The following is a 21,395-nucleotide window of genomic DNA, read 5'->3' as shown; positions in this document are numbered from 1 at the left end:
TTGCGGCTAGGTAGGGTGTCATGGCCGATCATGAGGATCACGCGGCGTCGGAGGGAGGTGTGACTGCAGTGGTGCCGGTGCCCACGGGGTTACGCCCCAGCGCCGCCGCGGGTGTGCGGTTGTCCGCGCTCGCCGAGCAGGTGGGGGCGATCCTGGCCGACGGTCCAGGTGAGGGGACCGCCGTGCCGGACGTGACCATCACCGGGGTGACGCTGCGCGCCCAGGACGTGCTGCCCGGTGACCTGTTCGCCGCGCTGGCCGGTCTGACGACGCACGGGGCCCGCTATGCCGCCGAGGCGATCGAACGTGGTGCGGTCGCCGTGCTCACCGATGCGGCCGGGGTCGCCGAGATGAGCGCGGCGCGCGCCCCGGGCGTGCCGACGCTGGTGCACCCCGACCCCCGCAGCGTGCTCGGCGGCGTGGCCGCCACGGTGTACGGGAACCCGTCCGGGCGGGTGGCCGTCATCGGCATCACCGGCACCTCCGGCAAGACCACCACCACTTATATGGTCGAATCCGGTCTGCGCGCCGCCGGTCGCACGGCCGGGCTGATCGGCACCATCGGCATTCGCATCGACGGCGCCGACATCCCCAGCGCGCTGACCACTCCGGAGGCCCCCGCGCTGCAGGCGATGCTGGCGGCGATGGCCGAGCAAGGGGTGGACACCGTCGTCATGGAGGTCTCCAGTCACGCGCTGGCGTTGGGCCGGGTGGACGGAACCGGCTTCGCGGTAGGCGGTTTCACCAACCTGTCCCGCGATCACCTCGACTTTCACCCGACGATGGAAGACTACTTCGACACCAAGGCAATGCTGTTCGACCCGAACTCGCCGCTGCGGGCTCACCGCGTAGTGGTATGCGTCGACGACGAGGCCGGGCGCGCCATGGCGGCTCGCGCCGGCGACGCGGTCACCGTCAGCGCCGAGGGGCAACTCGCGCACTGGCGCGCCATCGACGTGACCACGATGGGCGCCGGGGGACAGCAGTTCACCGTCGTCGACCCCGCCGGCGCGCGGCACCAGCTCGGCGTCCCGCTGCCCGGCCACTATAACGTCGCCAATTGCCTTGTGGCACTGGCTCTCCTGGACGCCGTCGGGGTGTCGCCGGAGCGGGCGGCACCGGGACTGCGGCAGACCCGCGTGCCGGGCCGCATGGAAGAGATCGACGTCGGGCAGGACTTTCTGGCGCTGGTCGACTACGCCCACAAGCCGGGCGCCCTGCGCGCGGTGCTGAGCACCCTGGCGCGTCCGGGTCGCCGGCTGGCGGTGGTCTTCGGCGCCGGTGGGGAACGGGACCCGGGCAAGCGGGCGCCCATGGGCGCGACGGCCGCAGAGCTGGCCGATCTGGTCGTCGTCACCGACGACAATCCGCGCGGCGAGGACCCGTCGGCGATTCGTCGGGAAATCCTGGCCGGTGTGACCGAAAGTGGCTGCGTGGCAGAGGTTGTCGAAATCGCCGACCGGCGAGAGGCGATCAGGCACGCGGTCGCCTGGGCGCGCTCCGGTGACGTGGTGCTGATCGCGGGCAAGGGCCACGAAACCGGGCAGCGCGCAGGCGGGCACACCCGCCCGTTCGACGACCGGGTGGAGCTGGCCGAGGCGTTGCGCGAGGCCATGGGGCCTCGAAAGGCGAAGCGATGATCGACCTGACCGTCGCCCAGATCGCCGACATCGTCGGGGGCACCCTGTCCGACATCTCGCCGCAGGATGCCGCGCACCGACACGTCACGGGGACGGTCGAATTCGACTCGCGCGCCGCCGGTCCCGGCGGGCTGTTCCTGGCGCTGCCGGGTGCCCGGACCGACGGGCACGACTATGCCGAGGCCGCGATCGCGGCCGGTGCGGTCGCCGTGCTGGCGGCGCGACCGGTCGGGGTTCCGGCCATCGTGGTCCGTCCGCAACCGCCGGCGGCGGACCGCGGGCTGGCCGGGGTGCTCGAGCACGACGCCGACGGGTCCGGCGCGGCGGTGCTGGCCGCGCTGGGCAAGCTGGCCAAGGCGGTGGCCGCCGAACTGGTGGCCGGTGGGCTGAGGATCGTCGGCATCACCGGATCGTCGGGCAAGACCTCGACCAAAGACCTGGTGGCTGCCGTGCTGGCGCCACTCGGTGAGGTGGTGGCCCCGCCCGGGTCGTTCAACAACGAGCTGGGACACCCCTGGACGGTGCTGCGCGCGACGGCCGACAGCGACTACCTGGTTCTCGAGATGTCGGCCCGCCATCCCGGCAATATCGCCGCGCTCGCCGAAATCGCCACACCGTCCATCGGGGTGGTCCTCAACGTCGGCACCGCGCACCTGGGCGAGTTCGGCTCACGCGAAGCCATCGCCCAAACGAAATCCGAACTGCCGCAATCTGTCCCACCTTCCGGAGTGGTGATCCTCAACGCCGACGACCCGGCGGTGGCGGCCATGGCCGAGGTGACCGCGGCCCGGGTGGTTCGGGTCAGCCGCGCAGAACACACCAGCGCGGGCCCCAGCGACGTGTGGGCCGGGCCGGTGTCGCTCGACGAGTTGGCCAGGCCGCGGTTCACGCTGCATCGGCGCGAGGCCTCCGGGGTGAGGCAGGTGCAGGTGCAACTCGGCGTGTACGGCGATCACCAGGTCAGCAACGCGCTGTGCGCGGCCGCGGTCGCGGCCGAATGCGGCGCCGACCTCGAACAGGTGGCGGTCGCACTGGCCGGGGCGGGTCCGGTGTCGCGGCACCGGATGCAGGTCACCACCCGCGCCGACGGGGTTACCGTGATCGACGATGCCTACAACGCCAACCCCGATTCGATGCGGGCCGGGTTGCAGGCGCTGGCCTGGATCGCCCGTGGGGACGCGGGCGGCGGGCACAACCCCGCCGAAAAGCGCAGGAGCTGGGCGGTGCTCGGCGAGATGGCCGAGCTCGGCGAGGACGCCATAGTCGAGCATGATCGCATCGGCCGGCTGGCCGTGCGCTTAGATGTGTCTCGACTCGTTGTCGTGGGAAGTGGGAGGTCGATGAGCGCCATGCACCACGCAGCGGTCATGGAGGGTTCCTGGGGCGCAGCCGACAAAGGGGCCGTCAACGTCGCCGACAGCGATGCCGCCCTGGCGTTGCTGCGGGCCGAGGTGCAACCCGGTGACGTCGTGCTGGTCAAGGCGTCCAACTCGGCCGGTCTCGGTGCGTTGGCCGACGCCCTGGCCGCCGAAGACGGTGGGACGCGCCCATGAGACAGATCCTCGTCGCCGTCGCCGTCGCGCTGACCGTGTCGATCCTGCTGACCCCGGCGCTGATCCGCTTGTTCACCCGACAGGGATTCGGCCACCACACCCGCGAGGACGGCCCGCCGACCCACCATGCCAAACGCGGCACGCCGTCGATGGGCGGTGTGGCCATCCTGGCCGGCATCTGGGCGGGCTACCTGGGCACGCACCTGGCCGGGCTGGCCTTCGACGGTGAGGGCATCACCGTGTCGGGTCTGCTGGTGCTGGGTCTGGCCACCGTGCTCGGCGTCGTCGGATTCCTCGACGACCTGATCAAGATCCGCAGGTCGCGCAACCTCGGCCTGAACAAGACGGCCAAGACGATCGGCCAGGTCGCCGCGGCGGTGCTGTTCGGCGTGCTGGCGCTGCGGTTCCACAACAACAACGGCCTGACACCGGCCAGCGCGGATCTGTCCTACGTGCGCGAGATCGCCACCGTCACCCTGGCGCCGGGACTGTTCGTGTTGTTCTGTGTGGTCGTCGTCAGCGCGTGGTCCAACGCAGTCAACTTCACCGACGGCCTGGACGGGCTGGCCGCCGGGAGTATGGCGATGGTCACCGCCGCCTACGTGTTGATCACCTTCTGGCAGTACCGCAACGCCTGCGTCACCGCGCCCGGGCTGGGCTGCTACAACGTGCGCGATCCGCTGGACCTGGCGCTGGTCGCGGCGGCCACCGCGGGCGCCTGCATCGGCTTTCTCTGGTGGAACGCCGCGCCCGCCAAAATCTTCATGGGCGACACCGGATCTCTGGCTCTGGGCGGCATCATCGCCGGCATCTCGGTCACCAGCCGCACCGAGATCCTCGCCGTCGTGCTGGGTTCGCTGTTCGTCGCCGAGGTCAGCTCGGTTGTGTTGCAGATCTTGACTTTTCGAACGACCGGGCGCCGGGTGTTCCGGATGGCGCCCTTTCACCACCATTTCGAATTGGCCGGCTGGGCCGAGACCACGGTCATCATCCGCTTCTGGCTGCTCACCGCGATCGCCTGCGGCCTGGGCGTCGCCCTTTTCTACGGTGAGTGGCTGGGCGCGATCGGTGCCTGATGAGCGGCCTTGACCCCTTGGCGCCGGGCGCGCCGGTGCTGGTGGCCGGCGGCGGGGTAACGGGCAAGGCCGCGCTGGCGGCGCTGACCCGATTCGGCGCGGTGCCGACGCTGTGCGACGACGACCCGGCCACGTTGCGCGGCTACACCGGGGCGGGAGTGGCGACGGCGTCCACCTCGACGGCTGCCGAGCGGATCTCCAGCTACGCCCTGGTGGTCGTCAGTCCCGGGTTCTCGCCGACCACACCGTTGCCGGTCGCCGCGTCGGCCGCGGGGGTACCGATCTGGGGCGACGTGGAGCTGGCCTGGCGGCTCGACGCCGCGGGCCGCTACGGACCGCCCCGGCGCTGGCTGGTGGTGACCGGGACCAACGGCAAGACGACCACCACGTCGATGCTGCACGCCATGCTGACCGCCGCCGGCCGGCGCAGTCTGCTGTGCGGCAACATCGGCGACCCGGTGCTCGACGTCCTGGACGAACCCGCCGAGCTGCTGGCCGTCGAGCTGTCCAGCTTCCAATTGCATTGGGCGCCTTCGTTGCGGCCCGAAGCCGGGGCGGTGCTCAACATCGCCGAAGACCACCTCGACTGGCACGGCAGCATGGCCGCCTACGCCGCGGCGAAGGCGCGGGTGCTCGATGGCCGGGTGGCGGTGGTGGGCCTGGACGACAGCCGGGCGGCGGCGCTGCTGAACACCGCCCAGGCTCCGGTGCGCGTCGGCTTCCGACTGGGCGAACCGGCGCCGGGGGAGCTGGGCGTGCGCGGGCGCCACCTGGTGGACCGTGCCTTCGCCGACGAGCAGGTGCTGCTGCCGGTCGATTCCATCCCGGTGCCGGGACCGGTCGGGGTGCTCGACGCCCTGGCCGCGGCGGCGCTGGCGCGCTGTGTCGACGTGCCGGCCGAGGCGATCGCTGCCGCGATCGCCTCGTTCCAGGTGGGCCGGCACCGGTCCGAAGTCGTGGCCGTCGCCGACGGAATCACCTACGTCGACGACTCCAAGGCCACCAACCCCCACGCCGCCGAGGCATCGGTGCTCGCTTATCCCCGAGTCGTCTGGATCGCCGGCGGTCTGCTCAAGGGCGCATCGGTCGACGCCGAGGTCGCCAGGATGGCGTCGCGGCTGGTCGGGGCGGTGCTCATCGGCCGGGATCGGCACGAGGTTGCAGAGGCGTTATCGCGACACGCGCCCGATGTCCCCGTCCTGCACGTTGTGACAGGCGAGGATGCTGGTATGGATGCGACTGCTGTGGTGTTTGGGGCAGATGTGACAGATGTGAAACAATCGGGCGGCAATCTGGGCACGGCGGTCATGAACGCGGTGGTGGCCGCGGCTCGCACCGTAGCGAAGCCCGGTGACACCGTCCTGCTGGCACCGGCGGGCGCATCGTTCGACCAATTCGCGGGTTACGCCGACCGTGGCGACGCATTCGCGGCCGCCGTGCGCGCGGCGCTCCGGTAGGGCGGGCGTGGGTAACGCACTGACCCGGCTGCTGCGCCGGGGCCAAGACAGCACCGAGACCGCCACGGCCGAGCCGGGGCCGGCCGAAGACGCCGACGCCACGACGGAAGAAGACGCCTCACCAGCCAAGGCCGACAAGGCCGCCAAGCCGCTGAAGAAAGACAAGGCCACCGCCGACGCGGGCGGTTCGCACGGCCGGTTCGGCGCCTGGTTGGGCCGGCCCATGACATCGTTTCACCTGATCATCGCGGTGGCCGGGTTGCTGACGACGCTGGGGCTGATCATGGTGCTGTCGGCGTCGGGCGTGCGGTCCTACGACGCCGACGGATCGGCCTGGGTGATCTTCGGCAAGCAGGTGCTGTGGACGGCGATCGGGCTCGTCGCCTGCTACGCCTCGTTGCGGATGTCGGTGCGCTTCATCCGGCGGGTCGCGTTCACCGGCTACGTCGTCACCGTCATCCTGCTGGTGTTGGTGCTCGTTCCCGGTATCGGCAACCTGGCCAACGGATCTCGTAAGTGGTTCGTGGTCGCGGGGTTCTCGATGCAGCCGTCCGAGCTGGCCAAAATCGCCTTCGCGATCTGGGGCGCGCACATGTTGGCCGCCCGCCGCCTGGAGCGGGCGAGCCTGCGTGAATTGCTGATTCCGCTGGTGCCGGCGGCGGTGATCGCGCTGGCGCTGATCGTGGCACAGCCCGACCTCGGGCAGACGGTGTCGCTGGGCATCATCCTGCTGGCGTTGCTGTGGTACGCCGGCCTGCCGCTGCGCGTGTTCGTCACCTCATTGCTGGCCGTCTTCGTGGCCGGCGCGGTCCTGGCCATGTCGGCCGGCTACCGGTCGGACCGGGTGCGGTCCTGGATCAACCCCGAGAACGACCCGCAGGACACGGGCTACCAGGCTCGGCAGGCGAAGTTCGCGCTGGCGCACGGCGGCGTCTTCGGTGACGGGCTGGGCCAGGGCGTGGCCAAATGGAACTACCTGCCCAACGCCCACAACGACTTCATCTTCGCGATCATCGGCGAGGAGCTCGGGTTCATCGGCGCCTTTGCGCTGCTGGTGCTGTTCGGGCTGTTCGCCTACACCGGGATGCGGATCGCCCGCCGCTCGGCCGACCCGTTCCTGCGGCTGCTGACCGCCACCACGACGATGTGGGTGCTGGGCCAGGCGTTCATCAACATCGGCTACGTGATCGGGATCCTGCCGGTCACCGGTATTCAGCTGCCACTCATTTCTGCCGGTGGAACATCCACGGCGGCAACGCTTTTCATGATCGGCATCATGGCCAATGCGGCGCGTCACGAACCCGAGGCGGTGGCCGCCCTGCGGGCCGGCCGCGACGACAAGGTGAACCGGATCCTGCGGCTGCCGCTGCCCGAGCCCTATTCGCCGACGCGCGTGGAGGCGTTCCGCGACCGCCGGCGGGCTCGTCCGAAGTCGGCCGAGGCGTCGCGCAAGAGCGCTGGCGCACCCGGGCGCAAGAGCGCTGGCGCGCCGGGGCGCAAGGGGTCGCGCAAGGCCGATGCGCCGCTGCCGCGAACGGCCGGCCGGCCGGCTCGCCAGACTGGGGGCGCCGCCCGTTCACGGGCGAGGCATCATGGATCTGGCCAGCGCTATGCGAGTCTTGGAGCCGGCCAGCGTCAGCCACGACGCGCACGCGCACTGGAAGGTCAGCGTTACGGGTGAACGACACGGTCAACAAGCCGACCGGCGGGCGGGGGGTAAACCCCTTGCCCGCCGGTGCCGCGTTGTCGTCTTTTACGTCTCTAAAGCCACTGTCGGTCGTGCTGGCCGGTGGCGGGACCGCCGGTCACGTCGAGCCGGCAATGGCCGTCGCCGACGCGCTGAGTGCGCTCGATCCGCAGGTCAGGATCACCGCGTTGGGCACCGTCCGGGGGCTCGAGACCAGGCTCGTGCCCGAGCGCGGCTATGACCTCGAGCTGATCACGCCGGTGCCGCTGCCGCGCAAACCCAGCGGCGACCTGGCCCGGCTGCCCTCGCGGGTGTGGCGGGCCGTCCGCGAAACCCGCGCCGTGCTCAGGGCGGTCGACGCCGACGTGGTGATCGGTTTCGGGGGGTACGTGGCGCTGCCGGCCTATCTCGCCGCCCGCGGCGTGCCCTCTGCGGACGCGCGCCGCCGCCGGATTCCGGTGGTGATCCATGAAGCCAACGCCAGTGCCGGGCTGGCCAACCGGGTCGGCGCCCGCAGCGCCGAGCGGGTGCTCTCCGCGGTGGCCGATTGCGGGCTGCCGCGCGCCGAGGTGGTCGGGGTGCCGGTGCGCGAGGCCATCACCGCGCTGGACCGGGCGGCCCTGCGCGCCGAAGCGCGCAGACACTTCGGTTTCGCCGACGACGCCCCGGTGTTGCTGGTGTTCGGTGGCTCGCAGGGCGCGGCATCGCTGAACCGGGCCGTCTCCGGCGCGGCCGCCGCGCTGGCCGCCGCCGGCGTGGCCGTCCTGCATGCGCACGGTCCCAAGAACACGCTCGACCTTCGTGCCCCCCTGCCGGGCGACCCGCCGTACGTGCCGGTGCCCTACCTCGACCGGATGGATCTGGCCTATTCGGCCGCCGACCTGGTGATCTGCCGCTCCGGTGCGATGACGGTCGCCGAGGTCTCGGCGGTGGGCTTGCCGGCCATCTACGTGCCCCTGCCGATCGGCAACGGCGAGCAGCGGCTCAACGCGCTGCCGGTGGTCAACGCCGGTGGCGGCATGATCGTCGCGGACGCCGACCTGACGCCCGAGCTGGTCGCCCGGGAAGTGGCGGGGCTGGTGGGCGACCCGCCGCGGTTGGCGGCCATGACCACCGCCGCCGCGCAGGTGGGACATCCCGATGCGGCGCGCCGGGTCGCCCAGGCGGCGCTGGACATCGCCAGGAAGGCGCAGCGCGGTCGGTCGGCGGCCGGAGGAAAGACGTGAACACCGGGCAGTTGCCACCCGAGCTGCAGCGGGTGCACATGGTCGGCATCGGGGGAGCCGGCATGTCGGGCGTCGCCCGAATCCTGCTGGACCGCGGCGGGCTGGTATCCGGCTCGGATGCCAAGGAGTCACGCGGCATTCACGCGTTGCGCGCCCGGGGCGCGCTCATCAACATCGGGCACGACGCGTCCTCGCTGGATCTGTTGCCCGGCGGCGCCACCGCGGTCATCACCACCCACGCCGCCATCCCGAAGACCAATCCCGAGCTCGTCGAGGCCCGTCGCCGCGGCATTCCGGTGATCCTGCGGCCGGCCGTGCTGGCCAAGTTGATGGCCGGGCGCACCACGCTGATGGTCACCGGTACGCATGGCAAGACGACGACGACGTCGATGCTGATCGTGGCGCTGCAGCACTGCGGGCGCGACCCGTCATTCGCGGTCGGGGGCGAGATGGGGGAGGCCGGCACCAACGCCCACCACGGCAGCGGCGACTGCTTCGTCGCGGAGGCCGACGAAAGCGACGGCTCGCTGCTGGAGTACACGCCCAACGTCGCCGTGGTCACCAACATCGAGACCGATCACCTCGACTTCTACGGCAGCGCCGACGCCTATGTCGCGGTGTTCGACGCCTTCGTCGAGCGGCTGGCCCCCGGCGGGGCGCTCGTGGTGTGCGTCGACGACGCGGGGGCGGCCGCGCTGGCCAAACGCACGGCCGAGCTGGGTATTCGGGTGCTGCGCTACGGATCTGCGCCGCAGGGCGGGTCGCCGCACCCCGGCGACGAATTGGCCGCCACGTTGTTGTCGTGGCAGCAGCAGGGCACCGAAGCCGTCGCGCAGATCCAGCTGGCCCCCGAACTGGACCCGGCGCGGCACCCGCGGGTGATGCGGTTGTCGGTACCCGGCCGCCACATGGCGCTCAACGCGATGGGCGCACTGCTGGCGGCACTCGAGATCGGCGCTCCGGCCGACGCCGTGCTGGACGGCCTGGCCGGCTTCGAGGGCGTGCGCCGCCGATTCGAACTGGTCGGCAGCGCGGCGTCGGTGCGGGTGTTCGACGACTACGCCCACCACCCCACGGAGATCATCGCAACGCTGGCCGCGGTCCGCACCCTGCTCGAGCAGAGCGGCGACGGCCGCAGCATCGCGGTGTTCCAACCCCATTTGTATTCGCGCACAAAGGCTTTCGCTGAGCAGTTCGGGCAGGCGCTGGACGCGGCGGACGAGGTTTTCGTTCTCGACGTCTACGGCGCTCGCGAACAACCGCTGGCTGGTGTCAGCGGGGCCAGCGTTGCCGAGCACGTGAGTGTGCCGGTGCGCTATCTCCCGCACTTCTCCGCGGCCGCCGAGCAGGTGGCCGCGGTCGCCGGGCCCGGCGACGTCATCGTCACCATGGGAGCAGGCGATGTGACCCTGCTGGGTCCCGAAATCGTCACGGCGCTGCGGGTGCGGGCGAACCGCAGCGCCCCCGGGGCGCTGCGATGACGGAGCCGCTCGACCCGGTCCCGACCAACGTGGTCGGCGAACGGGCCGACAGCCAGCCATCGGGCGACGCCGAGGACAGCGCGGTCACCGAGCCGCTCGTCACCGAAGCAAGCGCGAACCAGCAGGAAGCCGGCCCACAGCCCGATCACGAGGCCGACCAGGCCGACGTCGAGGGGCCTCGCCGGCGCGCTCGCCGGGAACGAGCCGAGCGCCGCGCGGCGCAGGCCCGGGCCACCGCGATCGAAGAAGCCCGCCGCGAGGCGAAGCGCCGGGCCAACGGACGGCTGGTCAACGAGCCCAAACCCGTTGCGCGCGGCGTCGTTCGAGGCCTGAAGATGCTGCTGGCGACCGTCCTGCTGGTGGTCGTGGGCATCGGTCTGGCGTTGATCCTCTATTTCACGCCCGCGATGTCGGCGCGCAACATCGTGGTCGTCGGCACCGGGGTGGTGACCCGGGAAGAGGTCCTGGATGCGGCGCGGGTGCGGCCCGGAACGCCGCTGCTGCAGATCAACACCAGCCAGGTCGCCGACCGGGTGGCGGCGATCCGGCGAGTGGCCAGCGCCCGGGTGCAGCGCCAGTATCCGTCGGCGCTGCGGATCACCATCGTCGAGCGAGTTCCGGTGGCGGTCAAGGACTTTCCCGACGGGCCGCACCTTTTCGACCGCGACGGCGTGGACTTCGCAACGGGGCCGCCGCCACCGGCGCTGCCGTACCTCGATGTCGCCGACCCGGGGCCCAACGATCCGGCGACCAAGGCGGCCTTGGAGGTGCTGACCGCGCTGCGGCCCGAGGTCCAGGGTCAGGTGGGCCGGATCGCGGCGCCCTCGGTGGCCTCGATCACCCTGACGCTGGGCGATGGTCGAGTGGTGATCTGGGGGACCACCGACCGCACCGACGAAAAAGCCGAGAAGCTGGCCGCGCTGCTGACCCAGCCCGGCAAGACCTACGACGTGTCCAGTCCGGACCTGCCCACGGTCAAGTAGCGACCTTCGTCACGTCGCACGGCTCCGATGCGCCGACGAACGGCGCTGACGCCGCCCGACGCCGGAAAATTGCCCAAAATTTGCGGGACGCGTGTCGGCGCGCCTGCGTGGTTAGGGCGCGCCCTACCCATACCGTTCTGGTTGCGCGGAACTACTTGACATAACTCTAACTCTATGGTTGAGGTTGAGGGTTTGCCAGGGAGGGCCGCGAACGTCCGGAGGAGCCCACCGCCGGGAGAGCCAAGCCCATCAGGGAGGAAGACGAATGATGACCCCCCCGCACAACTACCTGGCCGTCATCAAGGTCGTGGGTATCGGTGGCGGCGGCGTCAACGCCGTCAACCGGATGATCGAACAAGGCCTCAAAGGCGTGGAGTTCATCGCGATCAACACCGACGCGCAAGCGCTGTTGATGAGTGATGCCGACGTCAAACTCGACGTCGGGCGCGAGTCCACCCGTGGCCTGGGCGCCGGGGCGGACCCGGAGGTCGGCCGCAAGGCCGCCGAGGACGCCAAGGACGAGATCGAGGAGCTGCTCCGCGGCGCGGACATGGTGTTCGTCACCGCCGGTGAGGGTGGCGGGACCGGCACCGGCGGGGCGCCCGTCGTCGCCAGCATCGCGCGCAAGCTGGGTGCGTTGACCGTCGGCGTGGTCACCCGGCCGTTCTCGTTCGAGGGCAAGCGGCGCGGCAACCAGGCCGAGACCGGCATCTCTTCGCTGCGCGAGAGCTGCGACACCCTGATCGTGATCCCCAATGACCGGCTGCTGCAGATGGGCGACGCCGCGGTGTCGCTGATGGACGCCTTCCGCAGCGCCGACGAGGTGCTGCTCAACGGCGTGCAGGGCATCACCGACCTGATCACCACCCCGGGTCTGATCAACGTGGACTTCGCCGACGTCAAGGGCATCATGTCCGGCGCCGGCACCGCGCTCATGGGCATCGGCTCGGCCCGCGGCGAGGGCCGCTCGCTCAAGGCCGCCGAGATCGCCATCAACTCGCCACTGCTGGAAGCCTCGATGGAGGGCGCCCATGGCGTGCTGATGTCGATCGCCGGCGGCAGCGACCTGGGCCTGTTCGAGATCAACGAGGCCGCCTCGCTGGTGCAGGACGCCGCCCACCAGGACGCCAACATCATCTTCGGCACCGTGATCGACGACTCGCTGGGCGACGAGGTGCGCGTCACCGTCATCGCCGCGGGCTTCGACGCCGCCGGCGGCGGCCGCAAACCCGTTATCGGCGGCAGCGCCGATAAGGAAGAAAAAGGCGGGGCGCACCGGATCGAGTCGGCGAAGGCGGGCAAGCTCACCTCGACGTTGTTCGAACCGGTCGACGCGGTCAGCGTGCCGGTTCACACCAACGGTTCGACCTTGAATATTGGCGGCGATGACGACGACGTCGACGTGCCGCCCTTCATGCGCCGCTGAGAACATGCCCGTGACCCTGGACCCCCGACCGGAACAGTCGGGGCCGGCTGGCCGACAACGGAACCCGGATACTGGTCACGTGAGCGTTCGCATCCGGCGGGTGACAACCACCCGCGCCGGTGGTGTGTCGAAGCCGCCCTTCGACACCTTCAACCTGGGCGACCACGTCGGGGACGATCCGGCGTCGGTGGCCCAGAACCGGGCCCGGCTGGCCGCAGCGGTCGGCCTGCGCCCCGGCCGCGTGGTGTGGATGAACCAGGTGCACGGTGATCGGGTCGAGGTGGTCGACGGGGCTCGGGACGCCGCGGTCGACGAGACCGACGCGCTGGTGACCCGTACGGCGCGGCTCGCCCTGGCGGTGGTGACCGCCGACTGCGTTCCGGTGTTGATGGCCGATCCGCGGGCCAGTGTGGCCGCAGCGGTCCATGCCGGCAGGGTGGGGGCCCAGCGCGGGGTGGTGGCCCGAACGGTGGAGGCGATGCTGCAGCTCGGCGCCCTACCCGAAGACATTTCGGCTTTGTTGGGCCCGGCGGTCAGCGGTCGTAATTACGAAGTGCCCGCGGCGATGGCCGACGAGGTCGAGGCGGCGTTGCCGGGAAGCCGTACCACCACTACCGCCGGAACTCCCGGACTCGATCTGCGGGCCGGAATCGCTTGTCAGCTAAGGGATTTGGGTGTAACGGCGATCGACATCGATCCGCGATGCACGGTGGACGACCCGGCATTGTTCAGTCATCGCAGGGATGCGCCGACCGGCCGGCTGGCCTCACTGGTCTGGATGGAGTGACCGCGATGGCGGTAGGAATACCAGCCGCGGACAGTCGAAGCGACCGCGAATCGGAATTGACCCACGCATTGGCGTCGGTGCGCTCGCGCCTTGCCGCGGCGGCAGAAGCGACCGGCCGCAATGTCGGTGAAATCGAAGTTTTGCCGATTACCAAATACTTTCCAGCAACCGATGTTGTGACTTTGTCGCGATTGGGTTGTCGCGCCGTTGGTGAATCGCGGGATCAGGAAGCGACGGCGAAAGTGGCCGAAGTCACCCGACTGCTGGCAGCGTCCGTACGGGCGAACGTCGGAAATCCGCGCTGGCACATGGTGGGCCATATCCAGCGGAATAAGGCGCGGTCGGTCGCGCGCTGGGCGCACACCGCTCACTCGGTCGACAGCGCACACCTGGTGACCGCGCTCGACAAGGGAGTGGCGGCGGCCCTGGCCGAGGGCCGCCGCACCGATTCGATGCGGATCTACGTTCAGGTCAGCCTCGACGGCGACGAGTCTCGCGGCGGCGTCGACATTGCCCGACCTGGGGCCGTCGATCAGGTGTGCGCGCAGGTGGAGGATTCCGAAAACCTGGACCTGGTGGGGCTGATGGGGATTCCGCCGCTGAACTCGGACCCCGACGAGGCCTTTGACCGGCTCCGATCCGAGCATCTCCGGATTCTCGAGTCGCATCGTGACGCCGTCGGGCTGTCCGCCGGCATGTCCAACGACTTCGAAATCGCCGTCAAACACGGTTCGACGTGTGTGCGTGTCGGTACCGCGCTAATGGGCCCACGGCGGTTACCGTCACCGTAAGTAGTCACTGCAGTAACAGCTTTATCACTAACACCAGTACTCCCAGGGGCTAGAAGGGTCAACGCAATGAGCACACTGCACAAAGTCAAGGCCTATTTCGGTATGGCCCCAATGGACGACTACGAGGACGAGTATTACGACGACCACGCTCCATCGCGTGGTTTCCCGCGCCCGCGATTTGACGACGGATACGGCCGTTACGAGCAAGACGACTACGACGATCCGCGCCGCGAGCCCGCCGACTATCCGCCTCCCGCCGGCTATCGCGGCGGCTACGGAGACGAGCCCCGCTACGGTGCCGTCCACCCCCGCGAGTTCGACCGCGCCGAGCGGGCCGGCGGCCCCCGCTTCGGGTCGTGGTTGCGCAACTCCACCCGCGGAGCGCTGGCCATGGACCCGCGCCGGATGGCGATGATGTTCGAAGAGGGGCACCCACTGTCGAAGATCACCACGTTGCGGCCCAAGGACTACAGCGAGGCCCGCACCATCGGCGAGCGTTTCCGCGACGGCACCCCGGTGATCATGGACCTGGTCTCGATGGACAACGCCGACGCCAAGCGGCTCGTCGACTTCGCCGCCGGCCTCGCCTTCGCCCTGCGCGGCTCGTTCGACAAGGTCGCCACCAAGGTGTTCCTGCTGTCGCCCGCCGATGTGGACGTGTCCCCGGAGGAGCGCCGCCGGATCGCCGAAACCGGCTTCTACGCTTACCAATAGGCGCATCCGCCGCGCCGCTGCCCGGCGGTGGTTCGGTTTCCCGAAGGGCTGAAACGCCACGTGAGATGAGGCCCCTTACTGGGAGTCGGTACGCTGGCAGGCGCTGCGCCAGTCCGCGGCGCTTGGCATCGCTTGGCTTCTCACGGGTAAGGTCGGGGCACTTCAGTTGGTGTTGTTCTTTCAGATCCTCGGGTTTGCGCTGTTCATCTTCTGGCTGCTGCTCATCGCTCGGGTCGTCGTCGAGTTCATCCGCTCGTTCAGCCGGGACTGGCATCCCACCGGCATCACCGTGGTGGTGCTGGAGATCATCCTGTCGATCACCGATCCGCCGGTGAAATTGCTTCGCAGGCTGATCCCGCAACTCACCATCGGAGCGGTCCGCTTCGACCTGTCGATCATGGTGCTGTTGCTCGTCGCGTTCATCGGCATGCAGTTGGCGTTCGGCGCCGCGGCTTAGCCTCCATGGGCCCCGTGCCGGCCCGTCGGCGTGAACCCATTCCGGGCCCGGAGACGGTTCGGCCACGTTTTAGCGTCGGTTTGGTTCCCGCGATTTTAAATTTCTAAGGTTTCGGATTTTATTGGCCTCACCGTTTGAAATTGGCCCTTATTTATTAGGCTAATCAGCAACGGTCGCGCCTGGTGTGACAGGATGGACGGCAGTTGCACTACGGCTACCGCTGCGTTCTACACTTTCCAGAACGTTCGACAGGAACTTGAGGGGACGAAACAATGCCGCTTACACCAGCCGACGTCCACAATGTGGCGTTCAGTAAGCCACCGATCGGCAAGCGGGGCTACAACGAAGACGAGGTGGATGCCTTCCTCGATCTGGTGGAAGCCGAACTGACGCGGCTCATCGAAGAGAACAGCGATCTGCGCCAGCGGATCGAAGAGCTGGACCACGAGCTGGCCTCCGGTGGCGGCTCGGCCACTCCGGCCGCCGCCGCGGCACCCACCCAGGCGATTCCCGTCCCCGAACCGGAACCCGTCAAGCCGGCGCCGGCCGCCGCCCCGGCCGCGGCGGTGAACAACGAGGAGCAGGCCATGAAGGCCGCTCGGGTGCTGACGCTGGCGCAGGACACCGCGGACCGCCTGACCACGACCGCCAAGAACGAGTCGGAAAAGATGTTGGCCGACGCCCGCGCCAACGCCGACCAGATTCTCAGCGAGGCGCGCAGCACCGCCGAGACCACGGTCACCGAGGCCCGGCAGCGCGCCGACGCGATGCTCGCGGATGCGCAGACCCGTTCGGAAACCCAGTTGCGGCAGGCCCAGGAAAAGGCCGACGCCCTGCAGGCCGACGCCGAACGCAAGCATTCCGAGATCATGGGCACCATCAACCAGCAGCGCACCGTTCTGGAAGGCCGCCTCGAGCAGCTCCGCACGTTCGAGCGCGAATACCGCACCCGCCTCAAGACCTACCTGGAGTCTCAGCTGGAGGAGCTCGGGCAGCGCGGATCCGCGGCACCCGTGGATTCCAGCGCGGATGCGGGCAGCTTCGAACAGTTCAACCGGGGCAACAACTAGCCGTTCGGGCGTGCCGGTCGCTCGCCGAGCTTCGGGGTTGGCACACTAGGTCCTGAAACCGCGGTCCCGTTCGTCGCTTGGAGGATGACTGATGCTCATCATTGCGCTGGTATTGGCCCTGATCGGGCTCGTCGCGTTGGTGTTCGCCGTCGTCACGAGCAATGAGCTGGTGGCCTGGGTCTGCATCGCCGCCAGCGTGGTAGGCGTGGTGCTGTTGATCCTCGACGCACTGCGCGAACGCCAGCACCGTGAGCTGGGCGGCGACGAAGCCCAGGATGCCGACGAGGCCCAGGCCGACGAGGACGACTACGTCGACTACCCCGAGGAAGTCCCGGGTGAGGGCGAACCGGCGGCGACGGGTGAGACCGCGCAGACCGAGGAATCCAAGGTCGCGGCCGACGGCCGCGGCGACGAGCCCGCCCAGTAATACTCTCCGCCGCCCTCTCGGCGGTGCGACGCGCTCAGCCGGTCGGCGTGGTCAGCAGCTCGCGTACCTCCTCGTCACTGATCTGATGGAAGTCGTCGTAAACCTGCCCGACCGCTTCGAATCCGGACGGCATGGTCGCGCACACCACATCGTCGGCCTCCCGCGTGAGCTCGCGGCAGGTCGACTCCGGTCCTACCGGGACAGCGACCACGATCGATTTCGGGCCGGCGGCTCGGACGGCGCGTACAGCGGCGAGCATGCTTGCGCCCGTGGCGATTCCGTCATCGACCAACACGACGATCTTGTCGCGCAGGTCGGCCATCGGGCGACCGCCCCGGTAGGCGTGTTCGCGCCGGACCAGCTCGGCGGTCTCGCTGTCGATCACCTCCCGCACCTGCTCGTCGGTGACGTGCAGGCTGGCCACCACGTCGTCGTTCATCACCACGCCACCGCCGCTGGCCAAAGCGCCCATCGCCAACTCCGACCACTGCGGTACCCCGAGCTTGCGAACCAGGAAGACGTCGAGCGGGGCCCCCAGGGCCGCGGCGATCTCCCAGGCCACCGGCACGCCCCCGCGGGCCAGCCCGAATACCAGCACATCGCCCCGGCCGCGGTAAGCCGCCAGCCACTGCGCCAGCGCGCGTCCGGCCTCGCGTCGGTCGACGAACGTCTTCGGTGTTGTCCGCCGGACAAAGCCACTCGATCGGTTCATGCGTTTACACTCCCGGCTACTGGGCCTACCTCCAGGCTACGTGCGGTGGCAACGGAAAGGATCCGTGAGATGAGACGGCGATTCGGCACCTATACGACCTACAGCATCAGCTGCGCGATCGTCTGGGCGGTCATCTTGGCGGTGGTTTCGACGGCAAGCGACGCCGGCACCCGGCATACGTTCCTGCTGGTGTGCGGCGGGTGGGCGATCGGTTGGCTGTCGGCGACGATCGCCAGAGTCGTCTACCCGCCACCGAAGCGGCGTATCCGGCAGTGATAGGGGTGTCCGAGGGGGGACTTGAACCCCCACGCCCATTAGTAGGGCACTAGCACCTCAAGCTAGCGCGTCTGCCATTCCGCCACTCGGACAAGGCCAAACCAGCACGGGTTGGCAGCTAAGGCTATCGGATCGCCCGCCGCGAACCCAACCCAGCTCCTCGGGACCTCTCGATGATCGGCATCGAGCCATGCGGCCGCGGCAATGGTAGGAAAGGTGGTTGTGACCATCCAGAGCGGGGCGACCGAGGTGCCATCCAACCCGAGCGACGACGTGGTCGAGGTTGTCAGCAAGTTGATCCGGTTCGACACCACCAACACCGGCGAACCCGAGACGACCAAGGGTGAGGCCGACTGCGCGCAGTGGGTCGCCGAGCAGCTGGCCGAGGTCGGCTACGCACCGCATTATGTCGAATCCGGCGCCCCGGGCCGCGGCAACGTGTTCGCCCGCCTGCCGGGTGCCGACATGTCCCGTGGCGCGCTGCTGATCCACGGGCATCTCGACGTCGTGCCGGCCGAGCCGACCGAATGGAGCGTGCACCCGTTCTCCGGTGCGATCAAAGACGGCTTCGTCTGGGGTCGCGGCGCGGTCGACATGAAGGACATGGTGGGCATGATGCTCGTGGTGGCCCGCCACTTTAAGCGGGCGGGCATCGTGCCCCCGCGCGACCTGATCTTCGCGTTCGTCGCCGACGAAGAACATGGCGGGACCTATGGAGCGGACTGGCTGGTCGACAATCGGCCGGAGCTCTTCACCGGCGTCACCGAGGCGATCGGTGAGGTGGGCGGATTCTCGCTGACCGTGCCGCGCCGGGACGGGGGCGAACGTCGGCTCTACCTGATCGAGACGGCCGAAAAGGGGCTGTCCTGGATGAAGCTCACCGCCCGGGGCCCGGCCGGACACGGTTCGATGGTGCACGACCAGAACGCCGTCACCGCCGTCGCCGAGGCCGTCGCCCGCCTGGGCCGCCACCAGTTTCCGCTGGTGGTCACCGACGCGGTCGCGCAGTTCCTCGCCGCCGTCAGCGAGGAGACCGGACTCACCTTCGACACCGAATCGGGTGACCTGCGCGGAGCGATCGAAAAACTGGGGCCGATGGCTCGCATGCTCAAGGCCGTGCTGCACGACACCGCGAACCCCACCATGCTCAAGGCCGGATACAAGGCCAACGTCGTCCCGGCCATCGCCGAGGCGGTGGTGGACTGCCGGATCCTGCCCGGCCGCAAGGCGGCGTTCGAGGCCGAGATCGACGAGCTGCTCGGACCGGACGTGACGCGCGAGTGGATCAAGGATTTCTCGTCCTATGAGACCAGCTTCGACGGTGACCTGGTCGATGCCATGAACGCCGCCGTGCTGGCGTTCGACCCGGACGCCCGTACCGTGCCGTATATGCTCTCCGGCGGTACCGATGCGAAATCCTTTGCGCGCTTGGGTATTCGCTGTTTCGGGTTCAGCCCGCTGCGGTTGCCGCCGGACTTGGATTTCACCGCACTGTTCCACGGCGTCGATGAGCGGGTACCCATCGATGCGCTGCGGTTCGGCACCGACGTGCTGGCCCACTTCCTGACCCACTGCTAATCGACATACGCACGCCGACCACACGAGAGGACACCATGAGCACTGCTCCTGACCCGTACGCATCGTTGCCGAAGCTGCCGGGCTTCACGTTGACCTCGCAATCGGTCACCGACGGTCAGCCCTTGGCCAAACCGCAGGTCAGCGGAATCATGGGTGCGGGCGGTGAAGACGTCAGCCCCCAGCTGAGCTGGTCGGGATTCCCGGACGAGACCCGCAGCTTCGCCGTCACCGTCTACGACCCCGACGCCCCGACGGCATCCGGGTTCTGGCACTGGGCGGTGGCCAACCTGCCGGCCGACGTCACCGAGCTGCCCGAGGGCGCCGGCGATGGCAGCAACCTGCCCGGCGATGCCCTGACCCTGGTCAACGACGCCGGTCAGCGCCGCTACATCGGGGCCGCGCCGCCCGCGGGCCACGGCCCGCACCGGTATTACATCGCCGTGCACGCCGTGGACACCGAGAAGCTGGACCTTCCCGAGGACGCCAGCCCGGCCTTCCTCGGCTTCAACCTGTTTCAGCACGCCATAGCGCGGGCGGTCATCCACGCCACCTACGAGCAGAAGTAGGGCAGGGGCTAAGGCCCGAAAGAGGGCTCCGGCCCGCAGACGCGTCCGCCCGAAATCACTTGCGCCACTTTCGTCCCGGTTTTCACGGCGGCGGGATTTGTCGGTTGCCGGCAGTAGTATTCGAACGTGCGTTCGATTGACCGTGAGCAGATCCAGGACGACGTTGACGCGTTGTGCGCCGTGGCTGCTCGCTTTCAGGGGCATTCCTATGAGGCGCTGACCAACCCGGAACGCTTGGGACTCTTGGAGAAACTCGAATACGCAACCCGCAAACTCCAAACGCCACGTCATCAGCTCATCAATCAGCTTGGCGAGCAATCGGATTCGACCGAATTGGGCGGCAAGCTGTCCTGGGCGTTGGCCGATCGCCTGCACATCACGCGCGGGGAAGCCAGCCGCCGCATCGCCGAGGCCGCCGATCTGGGCCCGCGCCGGGCACTTTCCGGTGAGCCGTTGGCGCCGGTGCTGCCCGCCACGGCGGCGGCCCAGGGCGACGGGGCGATCGGCGCCGACCACGTAGCGGTGATACGGCGGCTCTTCCACCACTTGCCTGAGTCCGTCGACCTCGACACCCGTGAGCACGCCGAGAAGCACCTGGCGGCCAAGGCCACCGAATTTCGGCCTGATCAATTCGCCAAGCTGGCCCGCCGCCTGATGGACTGCCTCGATCCCGACGGCAGCTACACAGACGAGGACCGGGCGCGGGCGCGTGGGCTGGTGCTCGGCAATCAGCAGGCCGACGGCATGTCGCGCCTGAGTGGGTGGTTGACGCCGGAGGCCCGCGCCAGCTGGGAGGCGGTGCTGGCCAAGCTGGCCGCCCCCGGCATGGCCAATCCCGACGACGACACGCCGGTGCTGGACGGTGCCCCGTCTGAAGAGGCGGTGCAGCACGACACCCGCACCGCAGGTCAGCGTAATCACGACGGGCTCAACGCGGCGCTGCGAGCGACGTTGGCCAGCGGAAAGTTGGGTCAGCACAACGGATTACCGGCCAGCATCATCGTGACCACCACACTCAAGGAGCTCGCAGCCGCCGCCGGGAAGGGTTTGACCGGCGGTGGCACCATCCTGCCGATGTCGGACGTGATCCGCCTGAGTCGTCATGCCCACCATTACCTGGCGATCTTCGACAAGGGCAAGGCGCTCGCGCTGTATCACACCAAGCGCCTGGCATCACCTGCTCAACGAATTGTCTTGTATGCCAAGGACCGTGGATGTTCTCATCCCGGCTGCGACGTGTCGGGCTACTACTGCGAGGTTCACCACGTCACCAGTTACGCCACGTGTCGCGACACCGACATCGACGAACTGACCTTCGCTTGCGGTGGTCATCATCCCCTGGCTGAACGAGGCTGGATCACCCGCAAGAACGCCAAGGGCGATACCGAATGGATCCCGCCTCCGCATCTGGATCGCGGCCAGCGACGAACCAACGCCTTCCATCACCCCGAGGATCTGCTGTGTGAGGCAGAGGACGGCGCGGCGTGA

The 21,395-nt window shown here is 69.0% G+C and carries 18 protein-coding genes, 1 tRNA gene and 2 pseudogenes; 19 read left to right on the top strand and 2 right to left on the bottom strand.

The window, feature by feature from the left end; all coding sequences use genetic code 11:
* Nucleotides 1-30 precede the first annotated feature (30 nt).
* From A5782_RS14310 to A5782_RS14240, 15 genes and pseudogenes are all read left to right on the top strand, one after another.
* Nucleotides 31-1,640: pseudogene (locus A5782_RS14310) on the top strand (UDP-N-acetylmuramoyl-L-alanyl-D-glutamate--2,6-diaminopimelate ligase).
* On the top strand, nucleotides 1,637-3,193 hold the full coding sequence (murF, locus tag A5782_RS14305; protein ID WP_067100954.1) for a UDP-N-acetylmuramoyl-tripeptide--D-alanyl-D-alanine ligase: 1,557 nt from the start codon (nucleotides 1,637-1,639) through the stop codon (nucleotides 3,191-3,193). The pseudogene A5782_RS14310 and the gene murF overlap by 4 nt, the downstream one beginning before the upstream one ends.
* The gene (mraY, locus tag A5782_RS14300; protein WP_067100951.1) at nucleotides 3,190-4,269 is read left to right on the top strand and encodes a phospho-N-acetylmuramoyl-pentapeptide-transferase; all 1,080 of its coding nucleotides are present in this window, start codon (nucleotides 3,190-3,192) and stop codon (nucleotides 4,267-4,269) included. Before murF ends, mraY begins: the two co-directional genes overlap by 4 nt.
* The gene (gene murD, locus A5782_RS14295) at nucleotides 4,269-5,726 is read left to right on the top strand and encodes a UDP-N-acetylmuramoyl-L-alanine--D-glutamate ligase (protein ID WP_067100948.1); all 1,458 of its coding nucleotides are present in this window, start codon (nucleotides 4,269-4,271) and stop codon (nucleotides 5,724-5,726) included. The genes mraY and murD overlap by 1 nt, the downstream gene beginning before the upstream one ends.
* Before the next feature lie 7 nt (nucleotides 5,727-5,733).
* A complete protein-coding gene (gene ftsW / locus A5782_RS14290) occupies nucleotides 5,734-7,407 on the top strand; it encodes a putative lipid II flippase FtsW (RefSeq protein WP_067101249.1) in 1,674 nt (557 codons plus the stop codon).
* Nucleotides 7,404-8,639 carry an undecaprenyldiphospho-muramoylpentapeptide beta-N-acetylglucosaminyltransferase gene (gene murG / locus A5782_RS14285; RefSeq protein WP_067100945.1) on the top strand — a complete coding sequence of 412 codons (1,236 nt, stop codon included), beginning with the start codon at nucleotides 7,404-7,406 and terminating at the stop codon, nucleotides 8,637-8,639. Before ftsW ends, murG begins: the two co-directional genes overlap by 4 nt.
* Nucleotides 8,636-10,120: a UDP-N-acetylmuramate--L-alanine ligase gene (gene murC / locus A5782_RS14280; protein ID WP_067100942.1), complete on the top strand. Its 1,485-nt coding sequence runs from the start codon at nucleotides 8,636-8,638 to the stop codon at nucleotides 10,118-10,120. The genes murG and murC overlap by 4 nt, the downstream gene beginning before the upstream one ends.
* Complete coding sequence (locus tag A5782_RS14275) at nucleotides 10,117-11,103, top strand: cell division protein FtsQ/DivIB (RefSeq protein ID WP_067100939.1); 987 nt, start codon at nucleotides 10,117-10,119, stop codon at nucleotides 11,101-11,103. The genes murC and A5782_RS14275 overlap by 4 nt, the downstream gene beginning before the upstream one ends.
* Nucleotides 11,104-11,371: 268 nt before the next feature.
* Nucleotides 11,372-12,529: a cell division protein FtsZ gene (gene ftsZ, locus A5782_RS14270; protein ID WP_067101243.1), complete on the top strand. Its 1,158-nt coding sequence runs from the start codon at nucleotides 11,372-11,374 to the stop codon at nucleotides 12,527-12,529.
* Nucleotides 12,530-12,608: 79 nt separating this feature from the next.
* A complete protein-coding gene (pgeF, locus tag A5782_RS14265; RefSeq protein ID WP_067100936.1) occupies nucleotides 12,609-13,316 on the top strand; it encodes a peptidoglycan editing factor PgeF in 708 nt (235 codons plus the stop codon).
* A 5-nt stretch (nucleotides 13,317-13,321) separates the two neighbouring features.
* The gene (locus A5782_RS14260; RefSeq protein WP_067101246.1) at nucleotides 13,322-14,107 is read left to right on the top strand and encodes a YggS family pyridoxal phosphate-dependent enzyme; all 786 of its coding nucleotides are present in this window, start codon (nucleotides 13,322-13,324) and stop codon (nucleotides 14,105-14,107) included.
* A gap of 66 nt (nucleotides 14,108-14,173) precedes the next feature.
* Entirely contained in the window at nucleotides 14,174-14,821 is a 648-nt protein-coding gene (locus A5782_RS14255) for a cell division protein SepF (protein WP_067100933.1), read from the top strand.
* Nucleotides 14,822-14,987: 166 nt separating this feature from the next.
* A complete protein-coding gene (locus A5782_RS14250) occupies nucleotides 14,988-15,278 on the top strand; it encodes a YggT family protein (protein WP_007770770.1) in 291 nt (96 codons plus the stop codon).
* Between the two features lie 272 nt (nucleotides 15,279-15,550).
* On the top strand, nucleotides 15,551-16,348 hold the full coding sequence (locus tag A5782_RS14245; protein ID WP_067100930.1) for a DivIVA domain-containing protein: 798 nt from the start codon (nucleotides 15,551-15,553) through the stop codon (nucleotides 16,346-16,348).
* 91 nt (nucleotides 16,349-16,439) lie between these two features.
* The gene (locus A5782_RS14240; protein ID WP_067100928.1) at nucleotides 16,440-16,775 is read left to right on the top strand and encodes a hypothetical protein; all 336 of its coding nucleotides are present in this window, start codon (nucleotides 16,440-16,442) and stop codon (nucleotides 16,773-16,775) included.
* 34 nt (nucleotides 16,776-16,809) lie between these two features.
* On the opposite strand, the pseudogene A5782_RS14235 reads toward A5782_RS14240, so the two are convergent.
* Nucleotides 16,810-17,487: pseudogene (locus tag A5782_RS14235) on the bottom strand (phosphoribosyltransferase); the annotation flags it as partial.
* A 69-nt stretch (nucleotides 17,488-17,556) separates the two neighbouring features.
* On the opposite strand from A5782_RS14235, the gene A5782_RS14230 reads away from it, so the two are divergent.
* Nucleotides 17,557-17,763: a hypothetical protein gene (locus A5782_RS14230; RefSeq protein WP_067100922.1), complete on the top strand. Its 207-nt coding sequence runs from the start codon at nucleotides 17,557-17,559 to the stop codon at nucleotides 17,761-17,763.
* Between the two features lie 6 nt (nucleotides 17,764-17,769).
* Here A5782_RS14230 and A5782_RS14225 read toward each other — a convergent pair.
* A tRNA-Leu gene (locus A5782_RS14225) sits at nucleotides 17,770-17,855 on the bottom strand.
* 112 nt (nucleotides 17,856-17,967) lie between these two features.
* On the opposite strand from A5782_RS14225, the gene A5782_RS14220 reads away from it, so the two are divergent.
* From A5782_RS14220 to A5782_RS14210, 3 genes are all read left to right on the top strand, one after another.
* Nucleotides 17,968-19,341, top strand: coding sequence for a M20/M25/M40 family metallo-hydrolase (locus A5782_RS14220; RefSeq protein ID WP_369815624.1), 1,374 nt, complete (start codon nucleotides 17,968-17,970; stop codon nucleotides 19,339-19,341).
* 35 nt (nucleotides 19,342-19,376) lie between these two features.
* Nucleotides 19,377-19,907, top strand: a complete 531-nt coding sequence (locus tag A5782_RS14215; protein ID WP_067100919.1) for a YbhB/YbcL family Raf kinase inhibitor-like protein — start codon at nucleotides 19,377-19,379, stop codon at nucleotides 19,905-19,907.
* A 126-nt stretch (nucleotides 19,908-20,033) separates the two neighbouring features.
* The gene (locus A5782_RS14210; protein WP_067100916.1) at nucleotides 20,034-21,395 is read left to right on the top strand and encodes an HNH endonuclease signature motif containing protein; all 1,362 of its coding nucleotides are present in this window, start codon (nucleotides 20,034-20,036) and stop codon (nucleotides 21,393-21,395) included.

It is taken from the genome of Mycobacterium sp. 852002-40037_SCH5390672 (genome assembly GCF_001665875.1).
Taxonomy (GTDB): Bacteria; Actinomycetota; Actinomycetes; order Mycobacteriales; family Mycobacteriaceae; genus Mycobacterium.
This window is presented reverse-complemented; position numbering and strand designations above follow the sequence as displayed.